At 47.7% G+C, this 18,262-nt stretch carries 21 protein-coding genes; 17 read left to right on the top strand and 4 right to left on the bottom strand.

Features of this window, described 5'->3' with window-relative positions; genetic code table 11:
• Window positions 1–13 precede the first annotated feature (13 nt).
• The 15 genes from rplR (at window position 14) to ING2E5A_RS15395 (ending at window position 9,268) form a co-directional block, all read left to right on the top strand.
• Complete coding sequence (rplR, locus tag ING2E5A_RS11335) at window positions 14–358, top strand: 50S ribosomal protein L18 (protein ID WP_071137486.1); 345 nt, start codon at window positions 14–16, stop codon at window positions 356–358.
• Window positions 359–364: 6 nt separating this feature from the next.
• Complete coding sequence (gene rpsE / locus ING2E5A_RS11330; protein ID WP_071137485.1) at window positions 365–883, top strand: 30S ribosomal protein S5; 519 nt, start codon at window positions 365–367, stop codon at window positions 881–883.
• Between the two features lie 17 nt (window positions 884–900).
• The gene (rpmD, locus tag ING2E5A_RS15100) at window positions 901–1,077 is read left to right on the top strand and encodes a 50S ribosomal protein L30 (protein WP_083373325.1); all 177 of its coding nucleotides are present in this window, start codon (window positions 901–903) and stop codon (window positions 1,075–1,077) included.
• A 31-nt stretch (window positions 1,078–1,108) separates the two neighbouring features.
• Window positions 1,109–1,555 carry a 50S ribosomal protein L15 gene (gene rplO / locus ING2E5A_RS11325; protein WP_071137484.1) on the top strand — a complete coding sequence of 149 codons (447 nt, stop codon included), beginning with the start codon at window positions 1,109–1,111 and terminating at the stop codon, window positions 1,553–1,555.
• 4 nt (window positions 1,556–1,559) lie between these two features.
• Complete coding sequence (gene secY, locus ING2E5A_RS11320; protein WP_071137483.1) at window positions 1,560–2,882, top strand: preprotein translocase subunit SecY; 1,323 nt, start codon at window positions 1,560–1,562, stop codon at window positions 2,880–2,882.
• 21 nt (window positions 2,883–2,903) lie between these two features.
• A complete protein-coding gene (gene map / locus ING2E5A_RS11315) occupies window positions 2,904–3,689 on the top strand; it encodes a type I methionyl aminopeptidase (protein ID WP_071137482.1) in 786 nt (261 codons plus the stop codon).
• 11 nt (window positions 3,690–3,700) lie between these two features.
• Complete coding sequence (gene infA / locus ING2E5A_RS11310; protein ID WP_071137481.1) at window positions 3,701–3,919, top strand: translation initiation factor IF-1; 219 nt, start codon at window positions 3,701–3,703, stop codon at window positions 3,917–3,919.
• Between the two features lie 72 nt (window positions 3,920–3,991).
• Window positions 3,992–4,108 (top strand): type B 50S ribosomal protein L36, encoded by a 117-nt coding sequence (gene ykgO, locus ING2E5A_RS15095; protein WP_076929107.1) that lies wholly within the window; start codon window positions 3,992–3,994, stop codon window positions 4,106–4,108.
• 30 nt (window positions 4,109–4,138) lie between these two features.
• Window positions 4,139–4,519, top strand: a complete 381-nt coding sequence (rpsM, locus tag ING2E5A_RS11305) for a 30S ribosomal protein S13 (protein WP_071137480.1) — start codon at window positions 4,139–4,141, stop codon at window positions 4,517–4,519.
• Window positions 4,520–4,531: 12 nt separating this feature from the next.
• Window positions 4,532–4,921 carry a 30S ribosomal protein S11 gene (gene rpsK / locus ING2E5A_RS11300; RefSeq protein ID WP_071137479.1) on the top strand — a complete coding sequence of 130 codons (390 nt, stop codon included), beginning with the start codon at window positions 4,532–4,534 and terminating at the stop codon, window positions 4,919–4,921.
• A 185-nt stretch (window positions 4,922–5,106) separates the two neighbouring features.
• Entirely contained in the window at window positions 5,107–5,715 is a 609-nt protein-coding gene (gene rpsD / locus ING2E5A_RS11295) for a 30S ribosomal protein S4 (protein WP_071137478.1), read from the top strand.
• Between the two features lie 4 nt (window positions 5,716–5,719).
• Window positions 5,720–6,721, top strand: coding sequence for a DNA-directed RNA polymerase subunit alpha (locus ING2E5A_RS11290; protein WP_071137477.1), 1,002 nt, complete (start codon window positions 5,720–5,722; stop codon window positions 6,719–6,721).
• A gap of 4 nt (window positions 6,722–6,725) precedes the next feature.
• A complete protein-coding gene (rplQ, locus tag ING2E5A_RS11285) occupies window positions 6,726–7,289 on the top strand; it encodes a 50S ribosomal protein L17 (RefSeq protein ID WP_071137476.1) in 564 nt (187 codons plus the stop codon).
• A gap of 227 nt (window positions 7,290–7,516) precedes the next feature.
• On the top strand, window positions 7,517–8,755 hold the full coding sequence (locus ING2E5A_RS11280) for an NAD(P)/FAD-dependent oxidoreductase (RefSeq protein WP_071137475.1): 1,239 nt from the start codon (window positions 7,517–7,519) through the stop codon (window positions 8,753–8,755).
• 225 nt (window positions 8,756–8,980) lie between these two features.
• A complete protein-coding gene (locus tag ING2E5A_RS15395) occupies window positions 8,981–9,268 on the top strand; it encodes a DOMON domain-containing protein (protein ID WP_143102465.1) in 288 nt (95 codons plus the stop codon).
• Between the two features lie 237 nt (window positions 9,269–9,505).
• On the opposite strand, the gene ING2E5A_RS11275 is transcribed toward ING2E5A_RS15395, so the two are convergent.
• Window positions 9,506–10,738 (bottom strand): PNGase F N-terminal domain-containing protein, encoded by a 1,233-nt coding sequence (locus ING2E5A_RS11275; RefSeq protein ID WP_071137474.1) that lies wholly within the window; start codon window positions 10,736–10,738, stop codon window positions 9,506–9,508.
• Window positions 10,739–10,833: 95 nt separating this feature from the next.
• Here ING2E5A_RS11275 and ING2E5A_RS11270 point away from each other — a divergent pair, with 95 nt between their 5' ends.
• Both ING2E5A_RS11270 and ING2E5A_RS11265 read left to right on the top strand, forming a co-directional pair.
• Window positions 10,834–11,928 (top strand): Nif3-like dinuclear metal center hexameric protein, encoded by a 1,095-nt coding sequence (locus tag ING2E5A_RS11270; protein WP_071137473.1) that lies wholly within the window; start codon window positions 10,834–10,836, stop codon window positions 11,926–11,928.
• 146 nt (window positions 11,929–12,074) lie between these two features.
• Window positions 12,075–12,842: a zinc ribbon domain-containing protein gene (locus tag ING2E5A_RS11265; RefSeq protein WP_071137472.1), complete on the top strand. Its 768-nt coding sequence runs from the start codon at window positions 12,075–12,077 to the stop codon at window positions 12,840–12,842.
• On the opposite strand, the gene ING2E5A_RS11260 is transcribed toward ING2E5A_RS11265, so the two are convergent.
• The 3 genes from ING2E5A_RS11260 to metG all read right to left on the bottom strand — a co-directional run bounded on the left by ING2E5A_RS11260 (window position 12,832) and on the right by metG (window position 18,203).
• The gene (locus ING2E5A_RS11260) at window positions 12,832–13,467 is read right to left on the bottom strand and encodes a hypothetical protein (RefSeq protein WP_071137471.1); all 636 of its coding nucleotides are present in this window, start codon (window positions 13,465–13,467) and stop codon (window positions 12,832–12,834) included. The two genes, ING2E5A_RS11265 and ING2E5A_RS11260, sit on opposite strands and share 11 nt — an antisense overlap.
• Window positions 13,464–15,971, bottom strand: coding sequence for a YfhO family protein (locus ING2E5A_RS11255; protein WP_071137470.1), 2,508 nt, complete (start codon window positions 15,969–15,971; stop codon window positions 13,464–13,466). The genes ING2E5A_RS11260 and ING2E5A_RS11255 overlap by 4 nt, the downstream gene beginning before the upstream one ends.
• 189 nt (window positions 15,972–16,160) lie before the next feature.
• Window positions 16,161–18,203 carry a methionine--tRNA ligase gene (gene metG / locus ING2E5A_RS11250; protein ID WP_071138341.1) on the bottom strand — a complete coding sequence of 681 codons (2,043 nt, stop codon included), beginning with the start codon at window positions 18,201–18,203 and terminating at the stop codon, window positions 16,161–16,163.
• Window positions 18,204–18,262: the final 59 nt, after the last annotated feature.

The raw sequence follows: 18,262 nt of genomic DNA, 5'->3' as shown, positions 1-18,262 counted from the left end.
AACAGAAATCGCTATGTTAACAAAAACTGAAAGAAGACTAAAGATCAAAACTCGTGTTCGCGGTAAGATCAGCGGGACCAAGGAGCGTCCACGTCTCTCCGTGTACAGGAGCAACAAACAAATATATGCGCAGGTTATCGACGATGTTAGCGGTGTAACACTGGCATCGGCCTCCTCATTGAAACTTGAGGAGAAACTTCCTAAGAAAGAGATGGCTGCAAAAGTTGGCGAGATGATTGCCAAGAATGCCCTGGAGGCCGGTATCGAAAAGGTTGCTTTCGACAGGAACGGTTACCTGTATCACGGACGTATAAAAGAATTGGCAGATGCCGCTCGTAAAGGAGGACTTAAATTTTAAACAACTATGGCAGGAACAGATAAAAGAGTAAAATCGACAAACGATTTAGAATTGAAAGACAGGTTAGTGGCGATCAATCGTACGACCAAAGTGACTAAGGGAGGTCGCACGTTTACGTTTGCTGCTATGGTTGTAGTTGGGAACGAGGATGGTATCATCGGTTGGGGATTAGGTAAGGCCGGCGAGGTCACTACCGCTATCGCCAAAGGTGTTGAAGCGGCAAAAAAGAACCTGATGAAGGTACCCGTCTACAAAGGAACCATTCCTCACGAGCAGACTGCCCGCTTCGGTGGAGCTGAAGTGTTCCTGAAACCGGCCTTTACCGGAACAGGAGTAAAAGCAGGTGGTGCCATGCGTGCCGTTCTTGAAAGTGCAGGAATTACCGATATTCTGGCAAAATCAAAAGGATCGTCCAATCCTCATAACTTGGTGAAAGCTACCATAGCTGCTTTGTGTGAATTGAGAGATCCCATCACTGTTGCCCAGAATCGTGGTGTAAGTTTGGAAAAAGTATTTAAAGGATAAACCTGGAGGATATTGAAATGGCTACAATAAAAGTAAAACAGACAACCAGCAGAATTAACTGCCCGAAGGTTCAGAAGAGAACGTTGGATGCGTTGGGATTGACAAAAATGAACAGAGTTGTTGAACATGAAGATACTCCCGCCATCAGAGGTCTTATCCGTAAAGTTCATCACTTGGTAACGATTGTAGAATAATTTAGTTTATAACGATAAAAAATAGATAATAATGAATTTATCGAACTTAAAACCTGCTGAAGGCGCAACCAAAACCCGCAAAAGAATTGGACGTGGTCCGGGATCGGGCAGAGGAGGTACTTCAACAAGAGGACATAAAGGTGCAAAATCAAGATCGGGTTATTCCAGAAAGACAGGATTTGAAGGTGGACAGATGCCATTGCAGCGTCGTCTGCCCAAATTTGGATTTAATCCGCTCAACAGAGTTGAATATAAAGCGATCAATATTGAAACGCTTCAGGTGTTGGCAGACTCTCTGAAAATTGAAAAGATCTCTCCGGAGGTTTTAGTCAACGCCGGCCTTATTTCCAGAAAACACTTGGTTAAAATTCTTGGTAGAGGAACACTTTCTGCAAAACTGGAAGTAGAAGCTCATGCTTTCTCCAAGTCTGCTGAACAGGCGATCACCTCTGCAGGAGGAACAGCCGTAAAACTCTGAAAAGATGGGATTTGTACAGACTGTAAAAAATATTTGGAAAATTGAAGACTTGCGGATGAGGTTACTCATCACGTTGGGTTTTGTAGCCATCTACCGGTTTGGTTCGTTTGTCGTACTCCCGGGTGTTAATCCGTTGGAACTCCAGGCCCTGCAGGCGAATGCCAGTTCAGGTTTGCTCGGATTGCTCGATATGTTCTCGGGAGGTGCGTTTGCAAACGCCTCAATCTTTGCGTTGGGAATCATGCCCTACATCTCTGCATCCATCGTGATGCAGCTGTTGGGCATTGCAGTTCCTGCATTTCAGAAGTTGCAACGTGAGGGTGAGAGCGGACGTACGAAGATGAACCAGTACACCCGCTACCTGACGGTTGCCATTTTGCTCTTCCAGGGTCCCGCCTATATTTATGGTGCTTTGGGATCAGCAATTCCGGGTGGTCTGTTCGATTGGGTTATTCCATCCACGATCATTCTTGCCGGTGGTAGTATGTTTGTACTCTGGCTCGGTGAAAGGATTACCGACAAAGGTGTTGGAAATGGTATCTCCTTCATCATTCTAATTGGTATTATCGCCCGTCTTCCCCACGCCCTGGTGGCTGAGGTTGACCGGTTACTGAACGCCCCTGGTGGACTGGTGCTCTTCCTTTTGGAGATCATTTTCCTGATGGTTGTTATAGCTGGTGCCATCATGCTGGTGCAAGGCACAAGAAAGATACCTGTACAGTATGCAAAACGTATTGTCGGAAACAAGCAATATGGAGGCGTTCGTCAGTATATTCCCCTGAAAGTGAATGCAGCAAACGTAATGCCTATCATCTTTGCACAGGCTATCATGTTTATCCCGTTGACAGTTGCCCAGTTCTCGGTTAAGGATGGAGGCGGTTTTTGGGCTTCATTGATGAATTATACAAGTTTTTCGTATAATTTTATCTTTGCATTGCTTATCATTGCTTTCACCTATTTCTATACGGCCATTACGGTTAATCCCGTTCAAATGGCTGAAGACCTGAAGAGGAACAACGGCTTTATCCCGGGCATCAAACCTGGTAAAAAAACGGCAGAATATATCGACCTGGTCATGTCAAGAATAACCTTTCCCGGTTCTCTTTTCCTGGCACTGGTTGCCATCATGCCCGCTTTTGCCGGAATGACCGGGATCAATTCGCAGTTTGCGCAATTCTTCGGGGGAACTTCGTTGCTGATTCTTGTCGGCGTTGTTCTCGACACCTTGCAACAGATCGAGAGCCATCTGCTGATGCGTCATTACGACGGCTTCCTGAAATCGGGAGCCCGGATCAAAGGTAGGACCGGCTCAATTGCGGCTTATTAAGTTTCTTGTGGGTAAATTGGAATGAATAGTAAAACGATCATACTGAAAACTGACGAAGAGATCGAACTGATGCGTCACAGCAACCGTTTGGTTGGAATGACTCTGGGTGAGCTTTCCAAACACATCAAGCCGGGAGTGACGACACTTCAGCTCGACAAGATTGCTGAGGAGTTTATCAGGGATCATGGAGCTATTCCCACCTTTTTAGGATACGGCGGTTTTCCAAATTCCATCTGTGCTTCTGTAAATGAGCAGGTAGTACATGGAATTCCCAATAACCTCCCCCTGAAAGAGGGAGATATCGTTTCAATCGACTGCGGTACATGCTTGCAGGGATATTGTGGTGATTCGGCATACACGTTCTGCGTGGGTGAGGTGAAGGCGGAGGTCAGACGATTGCTCGACGTTACCCGGGAAGCTCTTTACAAGGGAATTGAGCAGGCGTGCCAGGATAAACGGATAGGAGATATCGCTTCGGCTATCCAGACCTACTGCGAATCACACGGTTATTCGGTTGTCAGGGAGTTGGTAGGTCACGGGATCGGCAGAAACATGCACGAAGCTCCGGAGGTGCCAAACTACGGCAGAAGGGGAACAGGACCGTTATTGAAAAACGGTATGTGCATTGCCATCGAACCGATGATCAATATGGGTAGCAAGAATGTGGTGTTTGAAAACGACGGATGGACAGTGCGGACCAAAGACCGCAAGCCTTCTGCCCATTTCGAGCACACTGTCGCAATCCGGAACGGGAAGGCTGAAATATTATCAACATTTGAATTTATTCAGGAAACTAGCAACAATTAAAAGGAACTACAATGGCGAAACAGGCAGCAATTGAACAAGACGGAACAATAGTGGAAGCATTGTCCAATGCCATGTTCCGTGTAGAATTGGAGAATGGGCACGAAATTACCGCACACATTTCCGGAAAGATGCGTATGCATTATATCCGGATATTACCCGGAGACCGGGTGCGTGTGGAAATGTCGCCTTACGATCTTTCGAAAGGAAGAATTTCATTCAGGTACAAATAAAAACAGACATTTAGACATCAGATATCGGTCATTGCACTGAGATCTGATATCTGACATCTAAAAAATAGAAATATGAAAGTAAGAGCATCTTTAAAAAAACGTACGGCAGACTGCAAGATCGTTCGCAGAAAAGGCCGCTTATACATTATCAACAAGAAGAATCCCAAGTTCAAACAACGTCAGGGATAAGTTTAGAAAATAACAATTTAAAAAAATCATATGGCTATAAGAATTGTAGGGGTCGATTTGCCGCAAAATAAGCGAGGCGAGATAGCGTTAACTTATATCTATGGCATCGGACGCAGCTCGGCAAACAGTATATTGGAAAAAGCCGAAGTTGACAGGGATATTAAAGTAAAAGATTGGACAGATGATCAGGCTGCGCGCATCCGCGAAATCATTTCAACCGAATACAAGGTGGAAGGTGATCTTCGCTCTGAAGTGCAGTTGAATATTAAACGGTTGATGGATATCGGTTGCTACCGCGGAATCCGTCACCGCCTCGGACTGCCTGTACGTGGACAAAGCACCAAAAACAATGCCCGTACACGTAAAGGAAGAAAGAAAACCGTTGCTAACAAGAAAAAAGCTACTAAATAATAGATAAGGAATATGGCAAAAAGAACAGTTGCAGCAAAAAAGAGAAACGTTAAAGTCAGCGCCGAAGGTCAGGCTCATATCTCTTCGTCGTTCAACAACATCATCATCTCGTTAACCAACGATAACGGAGAGGTGATTAGCTGGTCGTCTGCGGGGAAAATGGGCTTCAGAAGTTCAAAAAAGAACACTCCTTATGCAGCTCAAATGGTAGCGTCAGACTGTGCAAAAGTGGCATACGATCTTGGTCTCCGCAAAGTGAAAGCTTATGTGAAAGGCCCGGGTAATGGTCGCGAATCGGCTATCAGAACCATTCACGGTGCAGGGATTGAAGTGACGGAGATCATTGATGTTACGCCAATTCCGCACAACGGTTGCCGTCCACCCAAAGCCAGGAGGGTATAATCTGTCGGTAAGGATCTGTTGTTGAAAGATAACCGTAGACCTAAATGAATTCAAAAAAGTAGTAAATAATCATAAGTTTCAATCATACAGAAACTTGAGCTGTGATTTTGATTACAACACTAACTTCTCTGTAATCGCGGCTGACACAGTTTAGGCTTCAGTAGAAAAAAGTTTAATTTGTAAAAATGGCAAGATATACTGGTCCAAAAACAAAAATCGCCCGTAAATTTGGCGAACCCATTTTCGGTCCCGACAAGGTTCTTTCCAAGAAGAACTATCCTCCGGGACAGCACGGGAATACGCGCAGACGTAAAACGTCGGAGTACGGAATTCAGTTGCGTGAGAAACAGCGTGCAAAATATACGTACGGAGTGTTGGAGAAACAGTTCCGCTTAACTTTCGAAAAAGCTGCCCGCAGCCGCGGAATTACTGGTGAAGTATTGCTTCAGTTATTGGAATCACGTTTAGACAACGTAGTATTCCGCCTAGGCATTGCACCTACAAGAGCCGCTGCCCGTCAGCTGGTTTCGCACCGTCATATCACTGTAAACGGCAAGGTGGTAAATATCCCCTCTTATAGCGTTAAAGCTGGAGAGATTGTTGGTGTGCGGGAAAAATCGAAATCTTTGGAAGTCGTGTCAAATGCACTTGCCGGTTTCAATCACAGCAAATATCCTTGGTTAGAGTGGGACAAGGCATCTATGAGCGGCAAGTTTCTGCATTTGCCCGAGAGAGCAGATATCCCTGAAAATATTAAGGAGCAGTTGATCGTAGAGTTATATTCTAAACAATAATTTCATGGCTATATTAACATTCCAGAAACCCGATAAAGTAATCATGATCCAGGAGAACGCGTTCTCTGGAAAGTTCGAATTCCGTCCGCTGGAGCCGGGGTATGGTATTACCATCGGTAATGCACTGCGCCGTATTTTGCTTTCTTCGCTCGAAGGATATGCAATTACATCGGTAAAGTTTGATGGTGTTGAACATGAATTTGCTACTATTCCGGGTATAATTGAAGATGTAACATCTATTATTCTCAACCTGAAGAAAGTCAGGTTTAAAAGAGTAGTAGAGGATTTTGATACGGAAAAGGTAAGTCTCAATGTATCGGGCACGAATGTATTTAAAGCCGGAGATATTGGTAAATTACTGACCGGTTTTGAGGTTCTCAATCCCGAACTCGAGATCTGTCATTTGGATAAGAAGGCCGAATTACGGCTCGAACTGACGATCAACAAGGGACGCGGTTACGTTCCCGCTGAGGAGAATCGTGCTATGCTACCTTCTGATGACGTGCAAACTATAGCCATTGACTCCATTTACACGCCCATCAGAAACGTAAAATATGAAATTGAGAACTACCGTATAGAGCAGAAGACCGACTACGAAAAATTGATCATCGAAGTTACTACCGACGGTTCCATCCAACCCAAGGATGCTTTGAAAGAGGCTGCCAAAATACTTATCCAGCATTTTGCACTCTTCTCTGACGAGGCCAAGATGATGGTTGAGACCACCGGCACTGAAAACATCGAGGAGTTCGACGAAGAGGTGTTGCATATGCGCCAATTGCTGAAGCGCAAGTTATCCGACTTGAATCTTTCGGTACGGGCACTCAACTGCCTGAAGGCAGCAGAAGTGGAGACCCTTGGCCAATTGGTTATGCACAACAAAAACGATCTGTTGAAGTTCAGAAACTTCGGAAAGAAATCGCTTACTGAATTGGAAGAGCTGCTTGATAATTTAAGCCTGTCGTTCGGTATGGACATCTCGAAATATAAATTAGACAAAGATTAACGAAATGAGACACAATAAGAAAAATAATCATTTAGGACGTAAGGCTGCACATCGTGATGCCATGTTGTCGAACATGGCAACATCGCTTATCATGCACAAGCGTATTTTTACTACTGTGCCCAAAGCCAAGGAATTAAGGAAATTTGTAGAACCCATTATCACCAAATCGAAAGAAGACACTACCAGCTCACGGAGACATGTTTTCAGCATCCTGCAAAATAAATTTGCAGTTACCGAACTGTTCCAGAATATTTCGCAGAAGGTTGCTGACCGTCCCGGTGGCTATACCCGCATCATCAAAACCGGATATCGTCTGGGAGACAATGCGGCAATGTGCTTTATCGAACTGGTCGACTACAACGAGAATATGCTCGGAGATGGGGCTGCCAAGAAAGCAAAAACTCGCCGTTCACGCAGAAAGGGATCAGGTGCCGCAGCTGCAGCAACCGAACCCAAAGCTGCCAAGAGTGCGGCCAAGAAAGCCGACGAGGTAGTCGAAGAGGTACAACAGTCGGAAGCTACTGCTTCTGATACTCCTGTAGCGGAAGAATCCGCTGCACAGGAGTAAACGAAATCGCTGAGGGTGCATCTGTTGAAGGTGAAGAACTAAAAGACTGAGCCCAGATGTAACTACAGCGTAGCTGTGATTTTTAAAATGTTAAACATTAAGGAAGCGCCGCGAGTGATTCGTAGCGCTTTCTGCTTTTTATATATCCCCGGAATCTGCTGAAAGAACTTTTACGTCATCCCGTGCGTTCTAAACAAAAGGTAAAACTCACCGGCACCTCTTGAACAATGAAAAAAATAGTAGTCATAGGATGCGGTTTCGGGGGATTGCAGTTTATACGGCACTTGAAAAAGGAGAGCTTCGATATTCTCATTATCGACAAGATAAATCACCACCAGTTTCCTCCTCTCTTTTATCAGGTTGCTGCATCTCAAATTGAACCGTCAACCGTATCATTTCCCATCCGCAAGATATTTCAGAACAGGAGAGATGTCAGGGTCCGACTGGCAAAGGTGTTGTCTCTTGACGCGGAAGAGAAGAGGATAGAGACATCTATCGGCCCATTTTCATATGATTACCTGGTTATTGCTACCGGATCGCGTACCAACTTCTATGGGAATCGTCAGGTGGAGGAGTACGCATTGGGACTGAAATCGACCTACCAGGCAATCAAGGTGAGAAATTTTATCCTGACCAACTTTGAAAAGCTGCTTTATGAGCCAGACAAGGAGGGATTGTACAATATTGTTATTGTAGGCGCAGGTGCTACTGGTGTAGAGCTGGCAGGAGCGTTTGTTGAGATGAAACGGGAAGTGCTTCCGAAAGATTACCCCAATATTGACTATTCCAAGGTCAACGTCTACCTCCTTGAGGGTGGGTCGAACACCTTGTCGACCATGAGCAGCTTCGCGCAGAACTATTCCGAAAAATATCTCCGAGAGATGGGCGTGATCGTGAAGACCGGAGTTACAGTGACCAATTACGATGGGGCCGAGATCACGTTGAATAATGGAGAGACGATACGTTCCAGATGCGTTGTCTGGTCGGCCGGTGTCATCGCAAACACTCCCGAAGGGATTCCCCGATCGGCCATTGCGCGTGGCGGAAGAATAAAGGTAGACCGTATAAATCGGGTTGAGGGGCTCAATGACGTCTTTGCCATTGGAGATGTGGCCTATATGGAAACCCCCCGTTATCCAGACGGACACCCCCAAGTAGCCAATGTAGCCATCGGACAGGGTAAGAATCTTGCAAAAAATATCCAACGAATCGCTCGAGGAGAGAACAACCTCAGGCTGTACGAGTACCGCAATCTGGGAGCCATGGCCACCGTCAGCAGAAACAAGGCGGTGGTAGACCTTCCTTTCGCCAGGTTCAAAGGCCGTTTTGCCTGGCTGGTATGGATGTTCCTTCATCTGATGCTTATTCTCAGCGTACGTAATAAGATCATCGTTTTTATAAACTGGGCATGGAATTATATCACCCGGAACAATTCACTGCGATTGATCTTGAAAGATCAGGATTAAATCTCTATATTTGTACCAGTGGAGAACATATACTTAGCAACATTGTCAACCAGTATGTTTCTCGTGGACAGACGTTTGTGTGCGGCTATTCAGCCCGTTCCCGATTGAGCAATCATGCCGAAATCGTGATCGGGAAAAATCACGGCAGAGTGGTAACTTAACGCTTCGCTACATATTGAAAAATGGCGGAGGGGATATTCCTTGATGGGTAATCAGCATTGGATTATGATGAAATCCTGTTATCTACTGTTGTTCTTCCTGTTTTCGTTGCCACCCTTTTCCCAAACAAGAACCTATACCGCTATCCGTACTCGGCATGCTCCCGATATCGACAGGCAATTGAGAGACGATTGCTGGTCAAATGCCTGTTGGGTAGGCGATTTTGTGCAGTTTGACCCCCATTCGGGCAGTGAGCCGTCTCAACAGATTGTATATCGCCATAGAGCCGTTCGATACCGGGAGACACTCCTCAATATATCCTTTCGTCCATCAACCAGCATACAGCATCGGTGACGGTCCGGATCAACTACGGCATCACTCCCGATATCTCCTTGCAGTGGTACGCGCAGCCTTATCTCTTTTCAGGAGATTGTTATGGTTTTAAAACCGTAACAGAGCCCAAGGCCTCAAGATTTAACGATCGGTTTACGTTCATGAAGGAGTATCCGTACGATAATCCCGATTTTCACTTTCTTCAGTTCCGTTCCAATCTCGTATGCCGATCAATGATTTTGTGACTATTTTTCCCATCTACTCCTCCCACACCAGGTAGGCCGAAACAAGCCAGTGATTGAGTTTGTTCTCCTCTATGCTTCTCGATTCGGGGATGCTTATGGTAAGGGTATGGTTGCCGGCGGCGAGATTGGGAAGTTCCACCACTACAGGTGTGACGTCACTGCCCGGACACCAGTTGCTTCGCGACAGGTCGGATGAGGCCAGCGGCTCTTCTATCTCTTTTTCGGCGCGCTTTCCCTCGGGAGTGATATATGCTACGGTGCGCTTCTGTAGCCATACGCCCGACGTGGGATTGAACCGACGGAACGAAGCGCAGTCGGTACGCCAAGGTACAAAGTTCAACACTTCACTGCCATCTATTTTCAGGATGTTTCGCTGCGGACGGAACTCATCACCGCCGGAATGCCCCCCATGTCCGGTTGCGATATATTTCAACCGGACATTTCTGGCTTTTCGGGGAATGGTGAAAGGTATCTCTACATCTTTTCGCGAGAAAATGTCGGGATGTTGCTGCCCAATGTAATAATTGGTGTTGATCAACGGCACCACATGAAGATCCGGTTTTTTGTCGTTACGCAGGTTGCTTTCGGTAAAGGTGAGCTGAAGATCAATGCGGTACCCCTCTTTTGTCCAGGTGTCGATATAAACGCCAATATAGACTTCGCCCTCAAGCAGGGGGAGCAGATCGGTTATCTCCTGCTTCCATACCACGTTTTCTGCCCATCCGTCCACATAGACCGGACGACGTTTGGTCGAAACCGGATCATCGTTACTGCTGAAATGTCCTACACCGAAGGGTGTCATGAATCGCATCAGTTCCACTGTCGGCAGGTAATCCTTCCCTTGTACAATCCCTTTCAGTTGCTCATACTTTATGGTGTCTTGCTGTGGATATACGGCACTGTTTCGGGCAATGTCAATCATTGTGATCTTCGATGCCCTGGGGATTACGAAGCAGGAGCCCGACTTGTCCCATGGATCGCCGTTTGAAACGAGTGTGACCCTGATCTCGGCTTCCGTATAGTTGTTGAACCGGGGCAGGTTGATTTTTTTCAATACGATCCGTCCATTTCCCAGATAGATCAACCCATTTTTCTCTGTCACTCCGTCGGGATAATCCGACGGATTAAAGAGGATGGGTGTCTGTTGGAATATAGGCAGGTGGACCGGCCCTTTGCTTCTGCTCTGAGCAACAACCGTCAGATCGAGAATCAGCAGGCATATTGCGGTGAATAATAGTTTTTTCATAAGGCTGGAAAAGCAAGTTACTTCTGATATGCTAATTTGTTTGACGCAAAAATACGAAAAATGACCTATATTTGTAGATAAAACCGATAGTTGTTATGCGTATAAAAGAGATTTTGCAAACAATCGAGGCACTGGCCCCCGTTCCACTCCAGGAAGATTTCGACAACTGCGGACTGCAGGTGGGCGACATGAACCGGGAGGCAACTGCTCTCCTGCTCAGCCTTGACGTGACGGAGAGCGTGATTGACGAGGCGATTTCATTGGGATGCAACCTGATCATTTCGCATCATCCGTTAGCCTTTAAACCATTCAAGTCGCTGACGGGCAGGACTTATGTCGAGCGGTGCATGATCAAGGCCATCAGGCACGATATCGCAATTTATGCTGCGCATACCAATCTCGACAATGTTTTGCAGGGGGTAAATTTCAAGCTAGCCGAAATGCTTGGGCTGCAACAACTCAGGATATTGAGCCCCAAGAGAGGGTTACTGCTCAAATTGGTAACTTTTGTTCCGGAGTCGCATGCCGAGTATGTCCGCAACGCACTGTTCAATGCCGGTGCAGGCAATATCGGCAATTACGAATCATGCAGTTTCAATCTGCACGGGGAGGGTACTTTCAAGGCCGGAGCGACTGCAAATCCATTTGTAGGAACGGTTGGCAAGCTCCACTTCGAGAAGGAGGTACGGATAGAGACCGTCTTGCCAAGATTCAAACAGCCTGAGGTGCTCAGGGCCCTGCTATCGGTCCACCCCTATGAAGAGCCGGCATACGATTTCTATCCGATTGAAAACGAATGGCATCAGGTCGGGAGCGGTGTGGTGGGCGTTCTGCCCGAAGCAATTCCGGAACAGGAGTTTCTTTATCTGTTGAAAGATGTCTTTAACCTGCCCACTATTCGGCACACCAAGCTTCAGAACAGGGATATTCACGACGTGGCCTTGTGTGGTGGAGCTGGTGCATTCCTCATTCCCCAGGCTATCGCCTACGGGGCCGATGCTTTTGTCACAGGAGAGGCAAAATATAATGACTTCTACGATGTGGACAGCCGTTTATTGCTCGCTGTTGTAGGCCATTATGAATCGGAAGTCTGTACAAAAGAGATCTTTTTTGATGCAATTACGAAAAAATTTCCTACCTTTGCCGTACATAAGTCGGCATTCGATTCGAATCCCGTGAAATACCTGTAAAAGAGAGCGGTCAGACATTGTTCCCGCTATTACAGGCAATGTAGTGACGAAACGGCAAATTGCGTTTGGTTACTGCATTTTTTTATAAAGGATCCAGCTAATCCGGATCTGCCGAGTAGAAGTGTGACATCAAAAAAATGATAATTATGGCAACTAGAAAAAAAGCAACCGTAGAGGATATTGCGGTAGACGAAAAACTAAAATCGTTGTACAAGCTGCAATCCTATCTTTCCGAAATCGACAAGATAAAGACGTTAAGAGGTGAACTTCCTCTCGAAGTGGCTGACCTTGATGATGAGATTGCCGGGTTGGGAACCCGCATCAACAAGTTTGAACTCGACTTGAAAGAGTTGAGCGAGATGACCAAGCAGGAGAAGATCAAGATCGAAAACTGCAAGGCCAAGATCGAGCGTTACAACAAGCAGCTGGAGAATGTGCGCAACAGCAAGGAGTTTGACCATCTCTCGAAAGAGGTGGAGTTTGAAACGTTGGAGATTGAGTTGGCAGAAAAACACATTCGGGAGAATGCGCAGGCCGAAAAACAGATCAAGGAGCAGATTGCTGCAGCTCAGGAGCAGTTGAAGGAGAAGAATCTCGACCTGGAGGCGAAGAAAAAGGAGCTCGATGATATTGTCTCGGAGACCAAGGCGCAGGAGGAGAAGATCAGGGAGAAGGCCAAAAAGACCGAAACCACCATCGAACCGCGCCTGCTTGCAGCTTTCAAGCGGATCCGGAAAAATGCACGCAACGGTCTGGGTATTGTTCCCATTCAGCGTGGAGCCTGTGGCGGCTGCTTCAATAAGATTCCGCCACAGAAACAGATGGACATCAAGATGGGGAAGAAGATCATCGTGTGCGAATATTGCGGACGAATCATGATCGATCCCGAACTGGCCGGATTGGTTACGGAATGATATAGCTTCCGATCATAAAGCGGAGGGTGATCCAGTGAGTGGTTCCGTCGAACATTGATCCCTCTTCTTTATAACTGGGAAATTGGCATTGGTACCGGAATCCGATTTTTCGGATCGGGCCGATGCTTTCACCGGTGGTGTCGTAGTCGAGACCTATTCCCAGATTGAGACCCATCCCGTTGACCTTGAGAGTACCCAGTGCCGGGTTGGAGTTTGCAGTTTCCAGATTGGGTTCGATGAAATTGTATGCAACTCCTGCGAACGGATAGATAATGAATGGGTCTACATCGAAATTCATCCCCAGATTGGTGCCAATAAAAGCATGAATCGATCCCGTGCCGGCCGGCCATCGACTCTCACCCACCGGGATATCTTTTGCAATCTTACTGGTAGAGAATCCCCCGTTGACCATCAGAAACAGGTCGTGGTAATATCCGCCAACTTCGGTATCCAGTGCAAAGCCGGGATTGAAATGTGTAGCCAGGTTACCCTGAGGAACCATCGTTCCCATTCCTACGCCCCATGAATATGCCCAGATGGGTTCACTCTTGAAGCCGTGCTGTGCGTTTGCCATGCCCGAAACAAGCAGCGCAGAGAGCAGCAATAGGGTTATCTTTCTCTTCATATTTTTCTCTCTTTTTGTTTTATCGATTTGAAGATAAGGTATATTGCCGTCAAAAGCATGATGGCCAGCGCGCTGAATGCTATGGTGTCGGTTGTTTTAATGCTTGCCGGCTCAAACCTGAACTCCACGGTATGTTTCCCCTCAGGTATCGGCAAGGCTCGAAGCGTATAGTTGGCACGCAGCATCCGAGCAGGTTCTCCGTCGATGGTAATTCTCCATCCCTTCGGATAATAGACTTCGGAAAAGATGGCCAGCTCCCCTTTCTTGGCATCCACCTCATAGGTGATGTAGTTGGAGTCGTAGTCAGAGAGTGTGATGGTTGATGCCGGGTCGGCAGGCGATAGATCGAACTTTTCCAGCAACGCTTCATATTTTTTGTCGGCAACAGCCTGTCGGCGTAGATCGAGAGTGGCCAGCGCATCGATCTCTTCATCCGCATTATCGACAAAGGCAATGGTGTCTACAAACCAGGCATTCCCCATCGCATACGGGTTTTCCACAGGTGCGGTTCCCCCCTGTGTTGGCATGATGATCCATTTGGCATTCAGCATGTTCAACACCTTGAAACCATCGCTGTTTACTGAATCCATACGGCCTTGTGTACGGATGATCTCCTGTTGCAGGACGCCCATTTCTCTGACCAGATGTATGTCGATCAGGTCTTGGTAGCGCCGCAGCTTGGCGGCATGGTAGCCGCCAATTGATTTGTGGTGATAGGGTGTAATCCCGTCGTCGAACGTATTGGTAGCCATGTTAAGCACCCGGTAGTAGGTGGTGTCCTGCAGAATATACTGATCGGTGGGTGTTTGGGCGAATATCTGCTGTTCGTTTGCTTCAGGCGTGAAATCCTTGTCGCTGAGATAACGTTTGTTTACACTCCACATGTCGGCCAGGCAAAGGAGCAGAATTGCGGTAACCGTCCACTCCGCTTTCAGTTTCCCGGACATGAAGGCCAGCAGTATTGTCATTCCGCCCAGGATAATGTAAAAACTTCGCCAGGCATCGGCCTTGAATATCACTATGCGCATCTCGGTCAGGTTGTTGATGATGGGCCTGATATGTTCTGCCGGCAGCGATTGCAGCTGCTGCATTTCGAAGTTCGAAACGAACGATGGGAAGAATGCTTTGGGCAACAGCCAGAACAGCAGTGCAATACCCCCTGTAAGCGCCCAGCTGGTACCTACCTGCTTCATATTTCTTTTCAGGATTTCCGGTTTCTGTATGATCTCCTTGACTGCCAGGCAAGCAAGCAGCGGGATGCAAAACTCTGCCACCACCAGGATCGAGGAGACTGTCCTGAACTTATTGTACATGGGAATATAGTCGATAAAGAAATCGGTGAGCGGCATGAAATTCTTGCCCCATGAGAGCAGTACCGAGAAGAGGGTTCCAGCCAGCAGTGCCCATTTCACCGGGCCTTTCACGATAAAGAGACCGAGGATGAAGAGCGTCAGCACAAAGGCCCCCACGTAAACGGGTCCGGCTGTCCATGGTTGTTCTCCCCAATATTGCCCGATCTGTTTGTAAAGCTCGCGATATTCGGGACGGGCTTTCTCCATCGCTTTTGCATGATCGGCCATCCGGTGTGAAGAGGATCCCCCTTTGGTGTTCGGGATGAGAAAGGTCCAGGTCTCGTCTACGCCGTAACTCCATGCCGTGATATAGTCGCGCTCCAGGCCGTTGTTCGACTTGTTTTCGGTTCCGTGATGGGAGAGTTCCGATTTGCCGCGCATCGTCTCTTTGGAGTATTCATATGTATGGTAGAGGTTGGAAGCATTTGCCAGAACACCTATCAGTCCAGCAATGACAACAACGGCGGTGGATTTTGCAAATTGAGAAAGCCGCTTCTCCCGGATGGCTTCCACCAAGAAGGCGATGACCAGGAACAACATCATGAAGCCGAAGTAGTAGCTCATCTGGATGTGGTTCGACGAGATCTGGAAGGCGGTGAAGATCATGATCAGCAATGCCCCCGGCAGGTATTTTTTCCTGTAGACATGTATCATTCCGGCAATAGTGGGGGGGATGTATGCCAGCGTTATGAATTTCCAGATATGCCCAGCAGCGATGAGGATGAAAAAGTAGGAGGAGAAGGCCCACACAACCGCTCCCAAGGCACTGACCAGCGGCGATGCCCGGAACGCCCGCATCAGGATGTAGAACCCCAGTAGCATGATGAATAGAAGGTAAACGTAGCTGGGCAAAAAGAGGGAGTAGACCCTCTTCGCCAGATCCTGCGGCTTGCTCGAGTCGTATGTGGGACTCATCTGATACGACGGCATTCCCCCGAACATCGAAAGATTCCACCGTGTACGCTCGCCATCGTGGCGTTTCATGAAATCGCGCTGCTCCTGCCCCTGTCCGATTGCGGCCAGTGAGTCTCCCTGGGTGATTACGCGACCTTCAGTTACAGCCGGTACAAAATAGATAAATGAGATGAGGACAAACGCAACGATTGCGATCAGGTCGGGAAGAGATTTCTTTAGTCGGATGGAATTTTTCATCGTGCTGTTCTGTAAACGTTAATTCTTGAGCAAATTTAAGGAATAAACCCGAATGCATCCCAATCCGGACAAATAAAAATAGCGAAACAGGATTGTTCCGCTATTTTTGTATCACTGTTCGGCAACACTCCCGGTTCGGCTCCGGCCCGGGCGTTCGGGGAGATATGATTTCTCTTTATGAGGACCTGTTTAACAGATCTGACTTCCCGGCAATACTGCTTTTGACGGTTCAATCAGTGACAGTGACCCGTCGGCGTTTTCTGCCGAAAGAATCATCCCCTCGGAGAGAATGCCCCGCAATTTTCTCGGTTCCAGGTTGGCAATAAAGCAGACCTGTTTGCCCACCAGTTCCCCGGGATTGGGGTAATGGGCTGCAATTCCAGAGAGGATGGTGCGTTTGCCGATACCGTCGTCGAGCAGGAACCGCAGCAATTTGTCCGCTTTCGGTACCTTTTCGCACTCCAGTACTGTTCCCACACGGATATCCAGTTTGCTGAAATCGTCGAAAAGAATCTTTTCCTTGATTGGCTTGGCCTGGTATGACTCCTGCTCGTTGGCCTCCCTGGTTGCGTGAAGTTTTTCCACCTGTCTGGCTATGGCCTCATCTTCGATCTTCTCGAAAAGGAGCTCGGCCGTACCTAACTGGTGGCCGGCGGGAAGCAGGTCGAAGCTTCCCAGTTTTTCCCAATCGAACTTCTCGGCAAGGAGGAACGAGTAGATCTTCTTTGCCGAGAATGGGAGAAATGGTTCGCAGACGATGGCCAAATTGGCGACAATCTGCAATGAGAGATTCAGGATGGTGGCTGTACGTGCCATGTCGGTTTTTGCCGTTTTCCACGGTTCTGAGTCGGCCAGGTACTTGTTCCCGATACGTGCCAGGTTCATCGCCTCTTTTTGTGCTTCGCGGAAGTGGTAATTCTCCAGGTTGTATTCCACCGCTTGTTTCACTTGCTGACATTCGGCAATGGTTGCGCGGTCGTAGTCGGTAAGTTGGTCAGAAGCCGGAACCCGGTTGTCGAAGTATTTCTGGGTAAGCACCAGTGCCCGGTTGATGAAGTTGCCCAGTACGGCTACCAGCTCGTTGTTGTTGCGTGCCTGGAAATCCTTCCAGGTGAAGTCGTTGTCTTTAGTCTCGGGCGCATTTGCAGTGAGCACATAGCGCAGCACGTCCTGTTTGCCCGGAAACTCCTCCAGGTACTCATGCAGCCATACCGCCCAGTTTCGGGAGGTAGATATCTTGTCGTTTTCGAGATTGAGGAACTCGTTTGCCGGAACATTTTCAGGCAGTATGTATGAACCTTCGGCTTTGAGCATCGCCGGAAAAACGATGCAGTGGAACACGATGTTATCTTTTCCGATAAAGTGAACCAGCTTGGTCTCCTTCTCCTTCCACCACTTTTCCCAATCGTCTGGCAGCAATTCTTTCGTGTTGGAGATATAGCCGATGGGGGCGTCGAACCAGACGTAAAGCACCTTTCCTTCAGCACCTTTCAGCGGAACAGGTATTCCCCAGTCGAGGTCCCGACTGACAGCCCGTGGCTGCAGGCCCAAGTCGAGCCACGATTTACACTGTCCGTATACGTTCGATTTCCACTCTTTATGATCCTCCAGGATCCACTGACGTAGCCATGCTTCATGTTCATTCAACGGCAGATACCAATGTTTGGTCTTTCTCATCACCGGAACACTGCCGCTCAGTGCCGATTTGGGATCAATCAGTTCGTTGGGGCTGAGGGAGGTGCCGCACTGTTCACACTGGTCGCCATAGGCGCGTTGGTTACTGCAATGGGGACATGTACCGGTAATATAGCGGTCGGCCAGGAACTGTCCTGCCTCCTCGTCGTAATACTGTTCGCTCTCAATCTCTTGAAATCCACCATTCTCGTAGATCTTCAGAAACATTTCCGAAGCTGTCTTTCTGTGAATATCAGATGTTGTCCGCGAATAGATATCGAATGATATTCCAAACTCCTCGAACGATTTTTTTATCAGCTCGTGGTAGCGGTCTACGATATCCTGGGGCGTAACACCCTCTTTCCGGGCACGAATGGTAATGGGTATCCCGTGTTCGTCCGAACCGCCTACAAAAAGAGTCTCTTCCCCTTTCAGGCGTAAATACCTGGCATAAATATCTGCCGGAACATAGACCCCCGCCAGGTGTCCGATGTGAACCGGTCCGTTTGCATACGGCAATGCCGATGTGATCAGCGTACGTTTGAATTGTTTTGACATATCTGGGTTACGGGTTACTGGTTTCGGATCCCGGGTGTTGCGGTCCGATGATGCCGAAA

This window comes from Petrimonas mucosa (assembly GCF_900095795.1).
Taxonomy (GTDB): Bacteria; Bacteroidota; Bacteroidia; order Bacteroidales; family Dysgonomonadaceae; genus Petrimonas; species Petrimonas mucosa.
This window is presented reverse-complemented; position numbering and strand designations above follow the sequence as displayed.